General features: G+C 55.0%; 16 protein-coding genes. 5 read left to right on the top strand and 11 right to left on the bottom strand.

Annotation, left to right across the window (positions count from 1 at the left end; translation table 11 throughout):
• Window positions 1-87 precede the first annotated feature (87 nt).
• A complete protein-coding gene (locus FB556_RS06450) occupies window positions 88-858 on the bottom strand; it encodes an SDR family oxidoreductase (protein ID WP_141865936.1) in 771 nt (256 codons plus the stop codon).
• 5 nt (window positions 859-863) lie between these two features.
• On the bottom strand, window positions 864-1,574 hold the full coding sequence (fabG, locus tag FB556_RS06445) for a 3-oxoacyl-[acyl-carrier-protein] reductase (RefSeq protein ID WP_211344000.1): 711 nt from the start codon (window positions 1,572-1,574) through the stop codon (window positions 864-866).
• A 127-nt stretch (window positions 1,575-1,701) separates the two neighbouring features.
• On the opposite strand from fabG, the gene FB556_RS06440 reads away from it, so the two are divergent.
• Window positions 1,702-2,190, top strand: coding sequence for a DUF3099 domain-containing protein (locus tag FB556_RS06440; RefSeq protein WP_170200392.1), 489 nt, complete (start codon window positions 1,702-1,704; stop codon window positions 2,188-2,190).
• 266 nt (window positions 2,191-2,456) lie between these two features.
• On the top strand, window positions 2,457-3,359 hold the full coding sequence (locus FB556_RS06430; RefSeq protein ID WP_141865930.1) for an SURF1 family cytochrome oxidase biogenesis protein: 903 nt from the start codon (window positions 2,457-2,459) through the stop codon (window positions 3,357-3,359).
• A 14-nt stretch (window positions 3,360-3,373) separates the two neighbouring features.
• Here the strand turns inward: FB556_RS06430 and FB556_RS06425 are convergent, their stop codons facing one another.
• The 7 genes from FB556_RS06425 to FB556_RS06395 form a co-directional block, all read right to left on the bottom strand.
• The gene (locus tag FB556_RS06425) at window positions 3,374-4,972 is read right to left on the bottom strand and encodes an ABC-F family ATP-binding cassette domain-containing protein (RefSeq protein ID WP_141865928.1); all 1,599 of its coding nucleotides are present in this window, start codon (window positions 4,970-4,972) and stop codon (window positions 3,374-3,376) included.
• Between the two features lie 79 nt (window positions 4,973-5,051).
• Window positions 5,052-5,738 (bottom strand): ribonuclease H family protein, encoded by a 687-nt coding sequence (locus FB556_RS06420; protein WP_141865926.1) that lies wholly within the window; start codon window positions 5,736-5,738, stop codon window positions 5,052-5,054.
• A 108-nt stretch (window positions 5,739-5,846) separates the two neighbouring features.
• Window positions 5,847-6,170, bottom strand: a complete 324-nt coding sequence (locus FB556_RS06415; RefSeq protein ID WP_141865924.1) for a metal-sulfur cluster assembly factor — start codon at window positions 6,168-6,170, stop codon at window positions 5,847-5,849.
• A gap of 44 nt (window positions 6,171-6,214) precedes the next feature.
• Entirely contained in the window at window positions 6,215-6,979 is a 765-nt protein-coding gene (sufC, locus tag FB556_RS06410) for a Fe-S cluster assembly ATPase SufC (protein ID WP_141865922.1), read from the bottom strand.
• 63 nt (window positions 6,980-7,042) lie between these two features.
• Window positions 7,043-8,242, bottom strand: a complete 1,200-nt coding sequence (gene sufD, locus FB556_RS06405) for a Fe-S cluster assembly protein SufD (protein WP_141866533.1) — start codon at window positions 8,240-8,242, stop codon at window positions 7,043-7,045.
• A gap of 59 nt (window positions 8,243-8,301) precedes the next feature.
• The gene (gene sufB, locus FB556_RS06400) at window positions 8,302-9,762 is read right to left on the bottom strand and encodes a Fe-S cluster assembly protein SufB (protein ID WP_141865920.1); all 1,461 of its coding nucleotides are present in this window, start codon (window positions 9,760-9,762) and stop codon (window positions 8,302-8,304) included.
• Between the two features lie 94 nt (window positions 9,763-9,856).
• Entirely contained in the window at window positions 9,857-10,603 is a 747-nt protein-coding gene (locus FB556_RS06395; protein WP_141865918.1) for a helix-turn-helix transcriptional regulator, read from the bottom strand.
• 178 nt (window positions 10,604-10,781) lie between these two features.
• Between FB556_RS06395 and FB556_RS06390 the strand changes: the two genes are divergently transcribed.
• Genes FB556_RS06390 through FB556_RS06380 form a run of 3 tightly spaced genes read left to right on the top strand, consistent with a single transcriptional unit; the run spans window position 10,782 to window position 13,545 of the window.
• A complete protein-coding gene (locus tag FB556_RS06390) occupies window positions 10,782-11,711 on the top strand; it encodes an ABC transporter ATP-binding protein (RefSeq protein WP_141865916.1) in 930 nt (309 codons plus the stop codon).
• Window positions 11,698-12,468, top strand: a complete 771-nt coding sequence (locus FB556_RS06385) for an ABC transporter permease (protein ID WP_141865915.1) — start codon at window positions 11,698-11,700, stop codon at window positions 12,466-12,468. Before FB556_RS06390 ends, FB556_RS06385 begins: the two co-directional genes overlap by 14 nt.
• Window positions 12,469-12,528: 60 nt before the next feature.
• Window positions 12,529-13,545, top strand: coding sequence for a COX15/CtaA family protein (locus FB556_RS06380; RefSeq protein ID WP_141865913.1), 1,017 nt, complete (start codon window positions 12,529-12,531; stop codon window positions 13,543-13,545).
• A gap of 196 nt (window positions 13,546-13,741) precedes the next feature.
• Here FB556_RS06380 and FB556_RS06375 read toward each other — a convergent pair whose 3' ends face one another.
• Both FB556_RS06375 and FB556_RS06370 read right to left on the bottom strand, forming a co-directional pair.
• The gene (locus FB556_RS06375) at window positions 13,742-14,287 is read right to left on the bottom strand and encodes a Cpe/LpqF family protein (RefSeq protein WP_141865911.1); all 546 of its coding nucleotides are present in this window, start codon (window positions 14,285-14,287) and stop codon (window positions 13,742-13,744) included.
• Between the two features lie 3 nt (window positions 14,288-14,290).
• Window positions 14,291-15,283 (bottom strand): heme o synthase, encoded by a 993-nt coding sequence (locus FB556_RS06370; RefSeq protein WP_141865909.1) that lies wholly within the window; start codon window positions 15,281-15,283, stop codon window positions 14,291-14,293.
• Between the last annotated feature and the right edge of the window lie 173 nt (window positions 15,284-15,456).

Raw genomic sequence — 15,456 nt, 5'->3', positions numbered from 1 at the left:
TAGCTTGGTTATAACTTCTGGGCTCTCAGCGGCTGGGGACGACAATGGCGCCGAAACTTCTTTCGGCGCCATTGCATCAAAAGGACTTTACTTATTTTCGAGCTGTTCGAAGTAGTCTTTGGCCCCACCGACATATTCCGTGTGGCCAATCTCGAGTTGATCTTGCCCAACAAGGGCCGCGATCTCTTCTGCGAACTCTTCGACGGTATAGAGCTTTCCAGCGGCTTCACGTCGGGATTCGATCGCGTCTGGATTCATCCGGTTTAACAGAGTTGCCGTGATCGTGCCTTCGATCATGTCCGCGGTTACTACAACAAACCCGATGCCTTTTTCTTCCAACATCGGTATACGCTCACGCAGCGCAACCTCGCCGGCGCGTTTCGATTTCGCGACAGGTTCGTATTCCGGCATAGTTGGAACGTCATCGATAAAGTGCGCCTGGTGGCTGGTGACATAAACGATCTGTGCCCCAGCGTTCATGACGTCAGCGGCTTCTTCCAGCATGGCGACTTGCGCATCGCGATTGAGGCGCATGGCGTAGTCTTCTCCAAAGTCACTTTCCATACCACCTGATGCATTGAGCACCAACACGTCCAATCCGCCAAAGGATTCTTGGGCAGCTTGGATCATGGCCTGACGGCCCTCAGGGGTGGTGATGTCACCGCCGATAGCGACTGCCTTCCCGCCGGCTTCTGCAATCTGTTTGACGACCTTATTGGCCCGCGGTGCTTTCTGACGGTAGTTAATCACCACTCCGGCGCCACGCTCAGCCAACAGTTGTGCAGTGGCGGCGCCGACTCCGCGTGAGGAGCCAGTGACGATAATACTTTTATTAGCTAAATCTTGAGTCTGTGTCATAGGTTTTAGTGTCCCATCCCTAGGCCGCCATCAACTGGAATGACTGCACCTGAAATATAGCTTGCTTCATCAGACGCCAACCAGCGGACTACGTTGGCAACTTCTTCTGGTGCCGCAAAGCGTCCCGCTGGTATCGCTTGCTTATATTGCTTTTGCAAGTCCTCGCTGAGCTCTTGTGTCATCTCGGTATCAATGTAGCCGGGGGCGACCACATTTGCGGTGATGTTGCGTGAGCCCAGTTCGCGGGTCAAGGAACGTGCCATGCCAACAAGCCCCGATTTAGAAGCCGCATAGTTGACCTGACCTGGTGAACCGTACAGTCCAACGACAGAAGAGATGAAGATGACTCGGCCCTTTTTGAGTCGGACCATGCCTCGGGTAGCGCGTTTCAGCGCACGAAACGAGCCTGTCAGGTTCGTATTGATGACCTGTTGAAAGTCCTCTTCGGACATGCGTAAGAGCAATTGATCGTTGGTGATGCCGGCGTTGTTCACCAACACTTCAACCGGGCCGTGAGCTTCTTCAATTTTTTCAAATGCTGCATCGAGGGAAGCCATATCAGTGACATCCGCTTGCACCGTAAATAAATCTTCGGGGCCCTCACCGGAGCGTGAGGTGATCGCTACCTTGTCACCATTTGCTTGAAAAGCTCGGGCGATGGCCAGACCAATCCCCCGGTTTCCGCCAGTTACTAATACACTTCGGCCTTGCGCCACATTTTCTCCTTGAGATTGATCGAGACGTTTTGTCACTACTCTAAGCGGGAAAGTGAGACAATAGATGCTGCAACCCCTAACGTAACGAAATTTGTGCCGCACAACGTCCGGCGCGAAAGGAGGCGACTTGAGCCATCAGTCGAAATCCTCCTCCCGACACCAAAAACGAGACCGTCGAGAGCACAAACGCCTACAGAAAAAAGCAGATCACCAGGTCTATCTCATCACGGGTGCTTCCGAGTCAGTTGTTGCCGACTCCGAGCGTAAAAACCGAATCTATGCGGTATTGATCGGTGTGCGGATTGCCTCATTGTTTGTCGTCTTGCTAACCCATGGCTGGGTTCAGATTGCGGTGTTTATCGGCGGCATGTTGGCACCGTGGATTGGCGTGCAGATCGCAAATAATATCCGACAAGTCGAAAATCGCTCTATTACAACGGTTCCTCCCCAACAGGCTGCGTTGGAAGCCGCAAAGCACGAAGCTGAGGAAAGCGACGACGACGCGGTGATTATCGGTGATGTCATTGACGACGCCAGCGACCAAGCACCCCGCACGCCATCCGCTGAATCCGCAGCAGGTCAGGCTGATCTGGACCAAGATGAGAAGAAGATATGATGACACAAGGTCCTGATCTTTTGGGAAATCTCCTTCAGAGCGGCTCAACGATATCCGACCCGGTAAATACCGTGCCGCAATGCTCGCGGAAAGCGTGCACTGCGGACGCCATCTGGCAACTGTTATGGAATAATCCGAAAATTCACAACTCGGAGCGTCGCAAAATCTGGTTGGCTTGTGATGAGCATAGACAGTTCCTCGCCGACTTCTTATCATCTCGAGCCTTTCTCAAAGAAATCCAACCGCTACCCAGGTGACAATTTTTCATGAGCATTGAACAACAGTCCGAAACCACGAAGAAACCGAAGCTGAATTTCCGGTTTCTGCTGTCAGGTGCCTGGATTGGCGGGTTCATCTTCTGCATTATCTTCTCCATCGCAACCGTATTTCTCGGCGAATGGCAGATGGATCGGCGCATGGAAAAACTCGATGAGATCAATAAGATCGTCGGTAACTATGACATTGAACCCGTCCCCTACTCGGAGGCCGGCCACCTCTTTGGGAACTTCGAAGAACAACACAAGTGGACACCGGTCATAGTAGACGGCCAATATCTCACCGAAGATACGTTAGTCGCCCGAAATCGGCCCCGCGCTGGTGTGCCAGGTTTTGAAGTACTGGTACCCTTCGTGACTGAATCCGGCGACCGTATCCTGGTAGATCGTGGGTGGTTACCGATTGGTAAAGATGCATCCACACCAGATGCAATACCCTCCCCACCCGAAGGCCAAGCGCGCATTGTTATTCGCGTCGTCCCTAGTGAAGAGACCATTAATCGCGATGCCCCCGCTGGTCAGGTAGCGTCCATTAATCTTCCAACCGTCAATGAACAGCTCGACTATGACGTGGCAGAAGACGCGTACGGTCTCATGGCTGGAGAATCACCTCAAATGGATGTGGTCCCCCAACAGATGCCGGAGCCACAACGTGATGAAGGACCACATCTGTCATATTCGATGCAGTGGTTTACGTTCGGGCTGATGTCCTTCGTCGTGTGGGGCTGGCTGGCCTATCAAAAGGCTGTCCGAAACCGTGAAGACGAAATCTACGGGGAACGAGAAGAAGATGGTTACATCTCGGCGCACCGGGTTGAACGCGTCAAACCGGTGAAACGTCGCAAGGGTCAATTAACCGACGAGGAAATCGAAGACGCCATGCTCAATGGCTGACTGAGCTGTGGCACCTAAGCGAGTTCCACCAGCTCTAGATAATCTTCCGACCAAATATCCTCATCGGCATCCGGCAGGATGAGGACCCGATCCGGATCAAGGGCTTCGACCGCGCCGGCATCGTGCGTAACAAGAATTATGGCACCTTCATAATTGCGGATTGCCGCTAGAATCTCTTCGCGCGACGCCGGATCAAGGTTGTTGGTGGGCTCATCGAGGAGTAAAACATTCGCCCCAGAAACCACCAGTGTTGCTAATGCCAGTCGAGTCTTTTCACCACCGGACAACACGCCTGCAGGCTTGTGGACGTCATCGCCGGAAAATAAGAATGACCCAAGAACCGTCCGAGCAGTGGTTGCGTCGAGATCTGGTGCCGCGGATGTCATATTTCCCAACACGGACTGGTTGATATCTAAAGTCTCGTGTTCTTGGGCGTAGTAACCCAGTTTCAGACCGTGGCCGGGCTTGACTTGTCCTGAATCTGGTTCTGCGTGCCCGGCGAGGATCTTCAGTAGCGTGGTCTTGCCCGCTCCGTTAAAGCCAAGAATGACTACCCGAGAGCCCTGATCAATCGCGAGATCGACGCCCGTAAACACTTCAGTTGACCCATAAGATTTTGATAATCCAGCGGCCGTCAAGGGTACTTTCCCACACGGGGCAGGTGTCGGGAAGCGTAGATTTGCCACTTTTTCTTCGGCGCGTTTATCAGCAAGCCCGGCCAGCATGCGATCGGCACGACGTGCCATGTTCTGGGCAGCTACTGCTTTGGTAGCCTTCGCTCGCATCTTGTCGGCCTGTGCGTAGAGAGCAGCGGCTTTTTTCTCGGCAGAAGCCCGCTCGCGACGACGACGCCGCTCATCGACTTCGCGTTGTTTGAGGTAGGCACGATAGCCCATCGAATAGATGTCGATGATCTGGCGAGTCGCGTCCAAAAAGAAGACGATGTTGACGACCTCGTCGATCAAATCCAGATCGTGCGAGATAATCAACAGTCCACCTTCGTAGGTCTTAAGATACTCGCGGAGCCAGACGATGGAGTCAGCATCCAGGTGGTTGGTTGGTTCATCCAGGATCATGGTGTCGGGTTTCTCAAACAGAATCCGTGCAAGCTCTACGCGTCGGCGTTGACCACCAGAAAGGGTCTCGAGTGGCCGGTCCATAATGCTGTTGTCCAAACCCAGGTTGGCTGCAATAGAAGCAGCCTGCGATTGGGCCGCATATCCCCCGGCCGCAATGAACTCTGCTTCCGCGGCTGGGTAGCGGCGCATACCGCGTTCCATGAGTTTGGGATCTGCGGAGCTCATTTCATCTTCGGCCCGGCGCATTCGGCGAGACAGCTCGGCCAGATCGCGGGCTGACAGAATGCGGTCCCGAACGGTTTGCGTCAGGTCACCGGTCCGTGGATCCTGAGGGAGGTAGCCGACCGTTCCGGAGCGCATGACCTTGCCAGTTGCTGGAATGACTTCATCCATGAGAACTTTGGTCAGCGTGGTTTTCCCGGCGCCGTTGCGTCCCACGAGGCCGACACGGTCGCCGGCGTTGATGTGGAACGTGACATCGGACAGCAGGGTCCGAGAGCCAACAACAACAGACAACTGTTGTGCTGAAATCATGCGTGTAATACCTCACGGTGGTGGAAAGAGAAGCGGCTTAGTCTAGTGTAGGGCTGCCGGCAGTGTTTGACGATTTTGTTCACTGTTCGGTTCGGTAGAGCACGTCCATGCCAGCCTCGATCAGGCGGGCTAGTTCTTGGTGAGGTGTAACGCCGCGCTGTTGTGCTCTCGAAACGATTTCATCGGCCATCGTTCGCTCCAATGGTGTGTGCACGGTGACTGAACCATTCGGTGAGGCCGTCAACCCTGGTTCGGCTTCAGCCGTTTCCGCGTTTACTGCTGGGTGTGCATTGATATTGAGGCCTGGCCCGGATGGTGCTGGCTCACCGCTTTGAAATCCTTTGGCCATGGCGTTGGCACGCGAATCGGCGGCCTCGTTCAGTGGGTGGCCGGCGTGGCCTTTGACCCATTTGAAAGTGATCGTTCGCCCAGCCTTTTGAGCCTCGGTCATGAGCTCATCGAGTTGCACCATGAGGTCTTGATTGACGACGGGTTTGCCGTCGGATTTTTTCCACCCGCGTTTTTTCCAGCCGGTCATCCATTTGGTGATCGAATTGATGGCGTATTGGGAGTCGGCCAGGATAGTGAGATCGTGGTCGGTATTCCGGGTGGCTTCCAGGATTTTAATAATGGCGGTGAGTTCTCCACGGTTGTTGGTGGCCTCGTCCCATCCCCCAGCTGCCCAGTTGGATTCATCAATGTACCAGGCCCAGCCTGCGGGTCCTGGGTTGCTAAGTGCTGATCCGTCTACGCCGACTGTGAGCATATGTTTCCTTTGTCCTTTGAGGTTGGGGCATTATCAGTGTATGCGGTTAAATGACCAGCCGGTCGCATACCTCGCGGTGTGCGACCGGCTGGTGAACAAGCAGTTGGGTTAGATGTTGAAGCCCAGTGCGCGCATCTGCTCGCGACCGTCTTCGGTGATCTTTTCTGGACCCCATGGTGGCATCCAGACCCAGTTGAGGCGCCATTCATCGACCATGGTTTCGACGGCACGGCCAACCTGATCCTCGATCACATCGGTGAGCGGGCAGGCGGCAGTGGTCAGCGTCATGTCGACGATGAGCGCGCCGTCTTCGGCGTAGTTTAATCCGTATAGCAGTCCCAGATCAACGATATTGACGCCGAGTTCGGGGTCAATGACGTCTTTGAGGGCCTCTTCAATGTCTTCTAATGGTGTTTGTGCAACAGTGGACATGGTTACCTCCTGATCCGTCTGCTTAGCACGTTATCAGACTCGCCTTAGGCGGTGGCTTCGGTCTTTTCGTAGTTGACGTAGCCTTCGTCTTCGAGGCGATCAGCCAGTTCAGCGCCGCCGGAATCGACGATCTTCCCGTCCACGAAGACGTGCACGAAGTCTGGCTTAATGTAGCGCAGGATACGGGTGTAGTGGGTAATCAACAGGCTACCCATGCCATTGTTTTCCTGGGCACGGTTGACACCGTCGGAGACAACGCGCAGGGCGTCGATATCTAGGCCGGAGTCAGTTTCATCAAGAATCGCGAATTTTGGTTTGAAGAGTTCCAGCTGCAGGATTTCTGCGCGTTTCTTCTCACCACCGGAGAAGCCTTCGTTGACGTTACGAGTTGCGAAAGTCTGGTCCATTTCCAGGTTCTCCATGGCTTCGCGAACGTCTTTGGCCCAGGTGCGGATGGTTGGTGCTTCGCCGTCAAGAGCGGTCTTAGCGGTACGCAGGAAGTTCGTCATCGACACACCTGGTACCTCTACTGGGTACTGCATGGCCAAGAACAAGCCGGCCTGAGCACGTTCGTCGACTTCCATCTCCAAGACGTCCTCGCCATCCAACAGGACTGTGCCACTGGTGACATTGTACGCGGGGTGACCGGCGATGGCCTGAGCCAGGGTGGATTTTCCGGAACCGTTCGGGCCCATGATGGCGTGGGTTTCACCGGAGTTGATGGTCAGGCTGACACCTTTGAGGATTTCTACCTCGCCCTGTTCGGTATCGATGCTGACGTGCAGATCTTTGATCTCAAGAGTTGACATTGTTGTAAAAGTCTCCTTGTTGCCCGTGGGTACGGGGCTTTGGGTAATGGCTACAGGTGGGGCTTAGAGCTCGAGGTCGGCGATTTCGTCTTCCATGACCTCAGTCACGGCTGTTTCAACTTCCTCGATGCCGATCTTCTGGATGATTTCGTTGAGGAAACCACGCACGATCAGCTTGCGGGCTAGCGGCTCTGGGATACCCCGAGCCATCAGGTAGAACAGTTGCTGTTCATCAAAACGTCCAACGGAGGATGCATGGCCACCGGAATCGATGATGCCGGTTTCGATTTCCAGGTTAGGAATCGAGTCAGCCTGCGCACCTTCGCTGAGTAGGAGGTTCTCGTTTTTCTCATACGAGTCGGTACCTGAGGTGTTCCCACGAATCAGGACGTCGCCAACCCATACGGTGCGCGCACCTTTACCCTGCAGGGCACCCTTGTAGAGGGCATCCGAGGTGCAGTTGTTGGTCGAGTGATCAATGAAGATACGGTGTTCCAGGTGCTGACCCGCATCAGCGAAGTACAGGCCGTACATGTTGGTGGTCGCGCCTTCACCGGCGAAGCGGGTGATCGGGGTCAGACGTACTAGCGAACCGCCGTAGGTGATAACGACGTGTTTGAAGGTCGAGTCTTTACCCAGGGAGGCTTGCTGTGAACCGACATGAACAGTCTCATCATCCCAGGCTTGGATCGAGGTGACATTCACATTGGCGCCCTCACCAACGGCAAATTCGATGTTCTGTGAGACAGTCGCCTTGCCAGTTTGATTGATGACCAGGTTGACGTGGGCATTGGCTCCGACAGCGACATAGATGTGCTGTGCTGCTGGATCCGTTGAGTTACCTTCCACCGAAACGGTGATCGGGCTGTCAATTTCGAGGTTGTCAGCCACGGTGATCACGGTGGCTTCGGTGAAGGAGGCCCAGGCGGCAGCAGAAGTGCGGTCATCTGGGACCATGAAGGAGCCCAGGCGTGTGTCATCGCGACCAACGGTCTCGATTGTGACGCCCTCGTGTTCGGTGACGGAAACCTTGGGTTCGACACCGGTCAGCAGCGCGTCGTCGCCGTCTGGCAGGTGCAGCCCGGCAAGGCGGTGTAGCGGGGTAAAGCGCCAGTCTTCTTCTTCACCGGTCAGGACCGGGAAATCTGCAAGGTTGAAGCTGGTGGCACGGTCCGCACGCGAGGTGCCGAACTTTACTTCTTCGGTCTCGGACTGCTGGCCAGCGGCTTGCTTGACGACAAGTGTTTCGCCTTCTTCGCCCATCCCTGGGATCAACAGGGCTGGGCCGTCGTCGAGAGTAGTTGCGTCAGTGTTGGCCACGCTTAGCCCACCGATCCTTCCATTTGCAGTTCAATAAGTTTGTTCAATTCGAGTGCGTATTCCATTGGCAGGTGACGCGAAATGGGTTCCACAAAACCACGGACGATCATGGCCATGGCTTCTTCTTCTGACAGACCACGGCTCATCAGATAGAACAACTGCATCTCGGAGACCTTGGAAACGGTTGCTTCGTGACCCAGGGTGACATCATCTTCGCGGATGTCGATGTATGGGTACGTGTCGGTACGGGAAATGGTATCGACTAACAACGCGTCACACTCGGTGTTGTTTGCGGAGTTCTTGGCGCCTTCGGCGATCTGGACTAGACCGCGGTAGGCGGAGCGTCCACCACCACGGGCAACCGACTTGGAAATAATGTTCGACTTGGTATTTGGCGCCAGGTGAACCATCTTGGAGCCGGTGTCCTGGTACTGGCCGGCGCCAGCAAAGGCCATGGTCAAGGTTTCTCCAGCTGCGTGTTCACCGGTTAGGTAAACGGCTGGGTATTTCATGGTGACCTTGGAGCCGATGTTGCCATCGACCCATTCCATGGTGCCGCCTTCTTCAACGACTGCACGCTTGGTGACCAGGTTGTAGACGTTGTTGGACCAGTTCTGAATGGTCGTGTAACGAACGCGAGCATTCTTCTTGACGATGATCTCTACAACAGCCGAGTGTAGCGAGTCGGTCTTGTAGATCGGTGCGGTACAGCCTTCGACGTAGTGAACATAGGAACCTTCGTCGGCGATGATCAGCGTGCGTTCGAACTGACCCATGTTCTCGGTGTTAATCCGGAAGTAGGCCTGCAATGGAATCTCAACGTGAACACCCTTTGGTACGTACACATACGAGCCGCCCGACCACACAGCGGTGTTCAGAGCGGAAAACTTGTTGTCACCAACTGGAATCACGGAGCCGAAGTATTCTTTGAAAACGTCTTCGTGTTCCTTGAGACCGGTATCGGTGTCTAGGAAGACAACACCCTGGCGCTCGAGTTCGTCGTTGATCTGGTGGTAGACAACCTCAGATTCGTACTGGGCTGCAACCCCGGCAACGAGACGCTCACGTTCGGCTTCTGGGATACCGAGGCGTTCGTAGGTTTCCAGAATATCTTCTGGTAGATCTTCCCAGCGGGTTGCCTGGCGCTCGGTTGAGCGCACGAAATATTTGATCCGATCGAAATCAATACCGGAGAGGTCTGCACCCCAGGTTGGCATTGGTTTGCGATCAAAGTAGCGCAGACCCTTCAGACGTGTTTTTAGCATCCACTCTGGCTCGTCTTTTAGCGCAGAGATGTTGCGGACGACGTCTTCATTGAGGCCGCGTACCGCTTGTTCTCCAGCAGGATCCGGGTCATGCCAGCCGAATTCGTAGGGCCCGATAGCTTCCAGCTCTGGGTTTGCATCCAAAACATCTTGGATCACACCGGGATCGGCGGTTTCTTGACTGATTTGATCCGTCATTATCAACCTCTTTTAAACGGGTCGTGATTGGTGCTCATCAAACGAAAGTCGAAAGCGACTCTCGGTGATTTGGTTATGTAATAGTCCACTAAAGTTATCTGGCACTCGTTGCTGCTCGAAGAGACGCATGCGCTGCCCGACCCAATGGTACGTGGGTGTTGCACACATGGCCACCTGTGGGCATTGTCGCGAGTCGTCGGACGTCTACTTCTAGTAAACGCGCAAATAGATCAGTTTCTTCCTCGCAGAACAGCGGGAACTCTCCGGCGAGCTCTTGGATAGGACAATGCCCCTGGCAGATTTGGGCGGCGCGTAGGGTGGTGACCTTCGCGGTTCGTCCCGCACGACGTGTTGTCGCTGCAAAGCCAAGCTCAGCTAGCACGCGTGTCAATGTTTGAATGCGATCGTTAAGTGTGGAATCCTCACCGATCTCTTCGTGAAACCGCTGTTCGACTTTGCTGAAATAGTTTCGTGCGAAACCACGAAGAGCGTCTTGCCCGCCCAGCTCGCGAAGCGCTATCATCGCATCCTTGGCAACTCCCAGATAGTCATCGCCGAGTTGGACCTGACCGCGTTGGGTCACGACATATCGACGTGAAGGACGTCCAGCCCCACGCTGGGAGCCAGAGACCACTTTGACTTCGACGAGGCCTTCTTCCTCGAGCGCATCCAGGTGACGGCGCACAGCTGCGGCCGTGAGATTAAGATTCTTGCCAATCGTGGCAGCGCTAACCGGCCCTTGTGAAAGGACGGCGTGCATGACCTTCTGGCGGGTTGTTTTGGCGGAGCCGCTACCAGAAGTGGATTTGTCCGAAGGGGTTTCAGCGAATTTAGTAAACATGGTATGCCCTAATTATAGACAACTTCGCCCGTTTGGCTAGTCAACCCCATATGTTCCTGCTCACGGACGACAATGTTCTGCTCTGAGCCAAGGCTCAGAGCGAGGGTTGTCAGCATATGGGGCTAAACTAAGGCCGTATTTATTCTTGATTCTGCTCAAGTGTTGTGATTTCTCGTTCATGCTGTCATTAACCAACGTTCATCGCGATGTGCCGACCCGCAACGGGCGCTTCCATATTCTTAAGGGCATAAGTTTCGAGGCCCAAGCGGGTGAAGTGACTGCGCTGCTAGGGCCTAATGGTGCCGGGAAAACGACCACGCTGTCTATTGCCCAGGGCATCGATAAAGCGAGTTCCGGCACGGTTCGCCTGCTGGGTGTTGACCCATATCGCGCCGGAGCCGGCCTTCGTAGTCAAGTCGGGGTAATGCTGCAGGATGGCGGCTTGCCCATGGCAGTCACCGGGGAACGCTTACTGCAACATTTGCAACGTCTCTATCAGCATCCTGCTGACATCGAAGCCTTGATGGACCGCCTCGACATTCAGGATTTTAGAGACCGGCCAATCAGGCGGCTGTCGGGTGGGCAGCGACAGCGTCTTGGAATGGCTGCCGCTCTGGTAGGCCGTCCGCGTGTGGTGTTTCTTGACGAACCTTCAGCTGGCTTGGATCCGGTGTCACGCCAGATCGTTTTCGAACTCATCGAAGAGCTGAAGGCTGTGGGGGTATGCATCATTCTGACTACGCACCTATTGGAAGATGCTCAGCGTCTGGCCGACCACGTAGTGCTGATCCGTGACGGTCGCGTTGAGGCCGCAGGTTCTGTAGAAGAACTCACCTCAACGGGGTTGCGGCCACCATTTACCTTCCGGGTTCGTGAAGAGCTCACCACCGAGCAACAACAAGATTTTCCCTCGCATCTAAAACTGAGCCGTGATGAATTGGTCTCGGACTCGCTGGTGTGGTGTGTGGCCGGCATTGAAACACCAGCAGACCTTCATGCATTGACCGCCTGGATGCTCAAACACAACGTCATGCCGATGGATATGGGGTTGAACAGTAAATCACTTGAAGACGTATTTTGGGAGTTGACGGCACATGACCACGCTTGATCTGGCGCCCGTAAATAAGCCACATTCAGCTTCCCTAGTGTCGAAAGTATTGGCTCAAGGGCGCTATGAAACCCGGGTGACGGTCACGAATGGCGAGCAGCTTTTAGTTTCGATCATTTTGCCGTTACTGGCCTTGGCGGGCCTGTACTTTACTGATTTATTTGATTCGCCTGGCGGGCCGTCAACTATCGATATTGCTACTCCGGGGATTCTGGCGTTATCGGTGCTGTCCTCCGGATTGACCGGACAAGGAATCGCTACCGGATTCGATCGGCGTTACGGTGTACTGCAGTACTTGGCGACCACTCCCCTGGGCCCAGTGGGTCTCCTCTTGGGCAAAGCCGTAGCCGTACTGATGGTACAAGTCACTCAACTAGTTGTTATTGGCGGTGTAGCCCTGCTATTGGGCTGGTCTCCAGCAGTTTCTGGACTGGGGTTTGCGCTGCTGTTCGTCGCTCTGGGAGCACTGGCGTTCACTGCTCTAGGTCTATTGATCGCCGGAACTGTTCGCGCCGAGGCGACCTTGGCCATTACGAATATCTCGTGGGTAATTTTAGGTGCCCTTGGTGGTGTCGTCTTCCCGATAGCTGAATTCGCCGGCAGCGTGTTTATCAACTATCTGCCCTCGGCAGCGCTAGGCAATGGGCTGCGTGCTGCACTCGTAGAGGGCAATTTCGACGCCGTATCCTGTGTCATTCTGGCCGTCTGGACCGTTGTACTCAGCCTCGGCACTATACGCTGGTTTAAGTGGCGTTAGTCCATGTGTCACCATCGCGTGTGCGCACACGCTCAACACGAACATTGAGGAAATCTTTTCATGACTACTTCAGGCAACCACACGGCCCGCAAGTGGGCTGATGTGCTCATGCCTCGCACGTTTACTTTGTGGACGATGATTTTGGGCGTAGCCTCAGTTATCTCCCAGGCCGGCATTATTGTTACCGGTGGTGCGGTCCGGTTGACCGCCTCGGGCCTGGGCTGTTCCGAATGGCCCCGATGCACCCCGGATTCGTATGTGACAACCCCTGAGATGGGGATGCACGGAGCCATTGAATTCGGCAACCGGTTGCTGACCTTTGTCCTAGCCGCCATCGCCGTACTCATGATTCTGGCGCTTTTGCGAGTCCGCAAAACCCACCGATCACTGTTCAACATGTCGATCGTGCTCTTGCTGGTCATTCCTGCACAAGCCGTCATCGGTGGAATTACCGTCTGGACCGGCCTGAATCCGTGGGTAGTGAGCCTGCACTTCATCGTCTCGGCGTTAATGGTGTCCATCGCGACGCTGTTGGCCCACCGCATCGGTGCTGAGCGTCGCGCTCGACTAACCCAGGGGCATCCGGTACGACTACAGGATGGTCAATCGACGCCGCTGACCCGCGTCGCCGCCGTCATGATCTATGCGGCAGGCTGGGTCGTGTTGATTGTCGGCACGGTGGTGACTGGTTCTGGTCCACACGGTGGCGACCCTACTGCACCCCGACATGACTTCGACCAGTTACTGGTGAGCCGTATGCATGCGGCACCGGTCTACCTCATGATCACTTTGGCGATCATCGTGGCGGTTGTGATGTACCGGATGGATACTTCGCTGCGTCAGCGTCGGGCGGTCTGGGCGCTCATTGCAGTCATTGTCTTTCAGGCGCTGGTTGGTTTCTACCAGCACTTCAACGGGCTGCCGATTCTCGTGGTCGGTTTGCATATGATCGGCACCGGGTTCGTGACCTGGGCTATGACGCTGGTCTTGGATGTATTTACTGCAAAGTATGCGACACGACCAACGCGCTCCGAGCTTATGGTTGAAGATTCAGGCGACCAACTGGCCTCAGCCTAGTTTTAGCTTCGACACCATATCGATAGTTCTCCAATGCTGCCAGCGTCGCCCTCGACGTTGGCAGCAGTATTTAAAACCACCACTCAACGGTGAAGCGATATTAGCCGCGCGACGTAGAGTCTGCAGAAATGCCGAAAGCATCTGCGCTGTAGTGCCAGCAGCAGATGCTTTCATGCTGAGGGAAGTGTATTTGGTGCTACTGACCTAGGCCATCAGACGGGACGTCTTCGCCGTCGTCGGTAGTTTCCTCGGTGGTATCTGGTGCGCTAGTGGCGTCGGATTCCACGGTTTCATACCATAGCGCATTGATCAGCCCGGTGTCATCGACTTTGACATGGAGATCAACCGGTTGTGCGGTGAGATCCGGTGTTAGCCGAGTGATCCCATAATTGGGTTCAGGTTCTTCGTAGTCGGACGGCACAAACGGCAACGAAGGCCGTAACTGGGAGTTCAGCGTCCCCACGAGCGAATCGACGGGGATCTCCTCGGTCAGTTCGGGCGACACCCGAGAATACCAGTCTTGCTTATTGATCGCTCGAACGCCGTTGATCTGTTCAACGACCCACTCAGAGGTCTGTGCAACCTGTGTATCCGGGAACGTGACTTCTGCTACGTGGGTCGGGACTGAACCCTGATCCGGCAGGACATCAGCGACGTCAGGGTCTGCAACGCAACCGGTCAGTGCCAGGGTGGTTGCGGTGAAAATCGTGAGCAGTATGGTGCGTGGTTTTGGTAGTTGCATAGTTTATGGTGCGGTGACCATGTCTCCCATGAGCGGTGCGCCGACGAAGGGGTCTACAGCAAGCGCGACGAAGATCAGCGTCAGATAGGTAATGGACAGGTGGAAGACCCGCATGGCCTTCTTGTCCGTGAAGTCTGGGCGCTGGGAGTCACGGTAAAGTTTGTGGGCTTCGTAGATGAACCAACCGCCAGTTACTGCAGCGGTTGCACTGTAGACAATGCCCGCCCAACCCATCGGCACCAACAGCAGGGAAAAGATCACGGTCGCCCAGGTGTACAACACGACCTGAGAAGATACTCGGCGCGAGGTAGCAATGGCACCCAGCATGGGTACATCGACTTCTTGGTAGTCCTCTTTATATTTGAGGCTCAGCGGCCAGTAGTGCGGTGGCGTCCACAAGAAGATGACCACAAACAACACGACGGCGGGCCATTCAACCGTGCCGCGGACGGCCGCCCAGGCGATCAAGACCGGAAATGCGCCAGCCAGTCCGCCCCAGATGATGTTCTGCTCAGTGCGGCGTTTCAGGATCAGCGAGTATACGACGACGTAGAAGAAGATCGCAGCGATACCAAAGGCGGTGGCCAACCAGTTGGTCCCCACGGCCAGGATCGCAATCGCAGCGACTGTTAGTACCCAAGAAAACACGAGGGTTTCACGCGGGGTAACTTCACCGGTGACCAGCGGACGGTTCTTGGTCCGCTTCATGTGTTGATCAATGTCACGGTCGATATAGCAGTTGAACGAGCCCGATGCACCGGCAGCTAGGGCACCACCGACCATGGTCGCCAAGACAGTCCACAGATCAGGCCAACCGCGGTGAGCGAAAATCATGGTCGGCAACGTGGTGACCAACAATAATTCGATGACCCGGGGTTTGGTGAGTGCCAGATACGCCTTGGCCTTGCGTCGAAACCCGATCTTTTCTCGAGTCGGCTCCGAAGCAGCAGTGAGCGATGTGCTCTGTTTGGTTGCGGACTCTAGCGATGTTGACATCAATACTCTCGTGCTCTAAGTAACAAGTAAGGAAATCTTTGGCTACCGTGACATGTCGGTGCCTCTATCTAGTGTAGCTGTTGTATAACGCCTCGCGCGCAAATCATGGCTGTCGGCGCCTTTTGCCCGGTAAGCTTAGAGGGTGTTTTTGCTTTAGCAGCACCGAATTGGCT

It is taken from the genome of Enteractinococcus coprophilus, assembly GCF_006716305.1.
GTDB classification, from domain to species: Bacteria; Actinomycetota; Actinomycetes; order Actinomycetales; family Micrococcaceae; genus Yaniella; species Yaniella coprophila.
The sequence above is the reverse complement of the archived record's forward strand: the minus strand, read 5'-3'. Positions and strand labels throughout refer to the sequence as shown.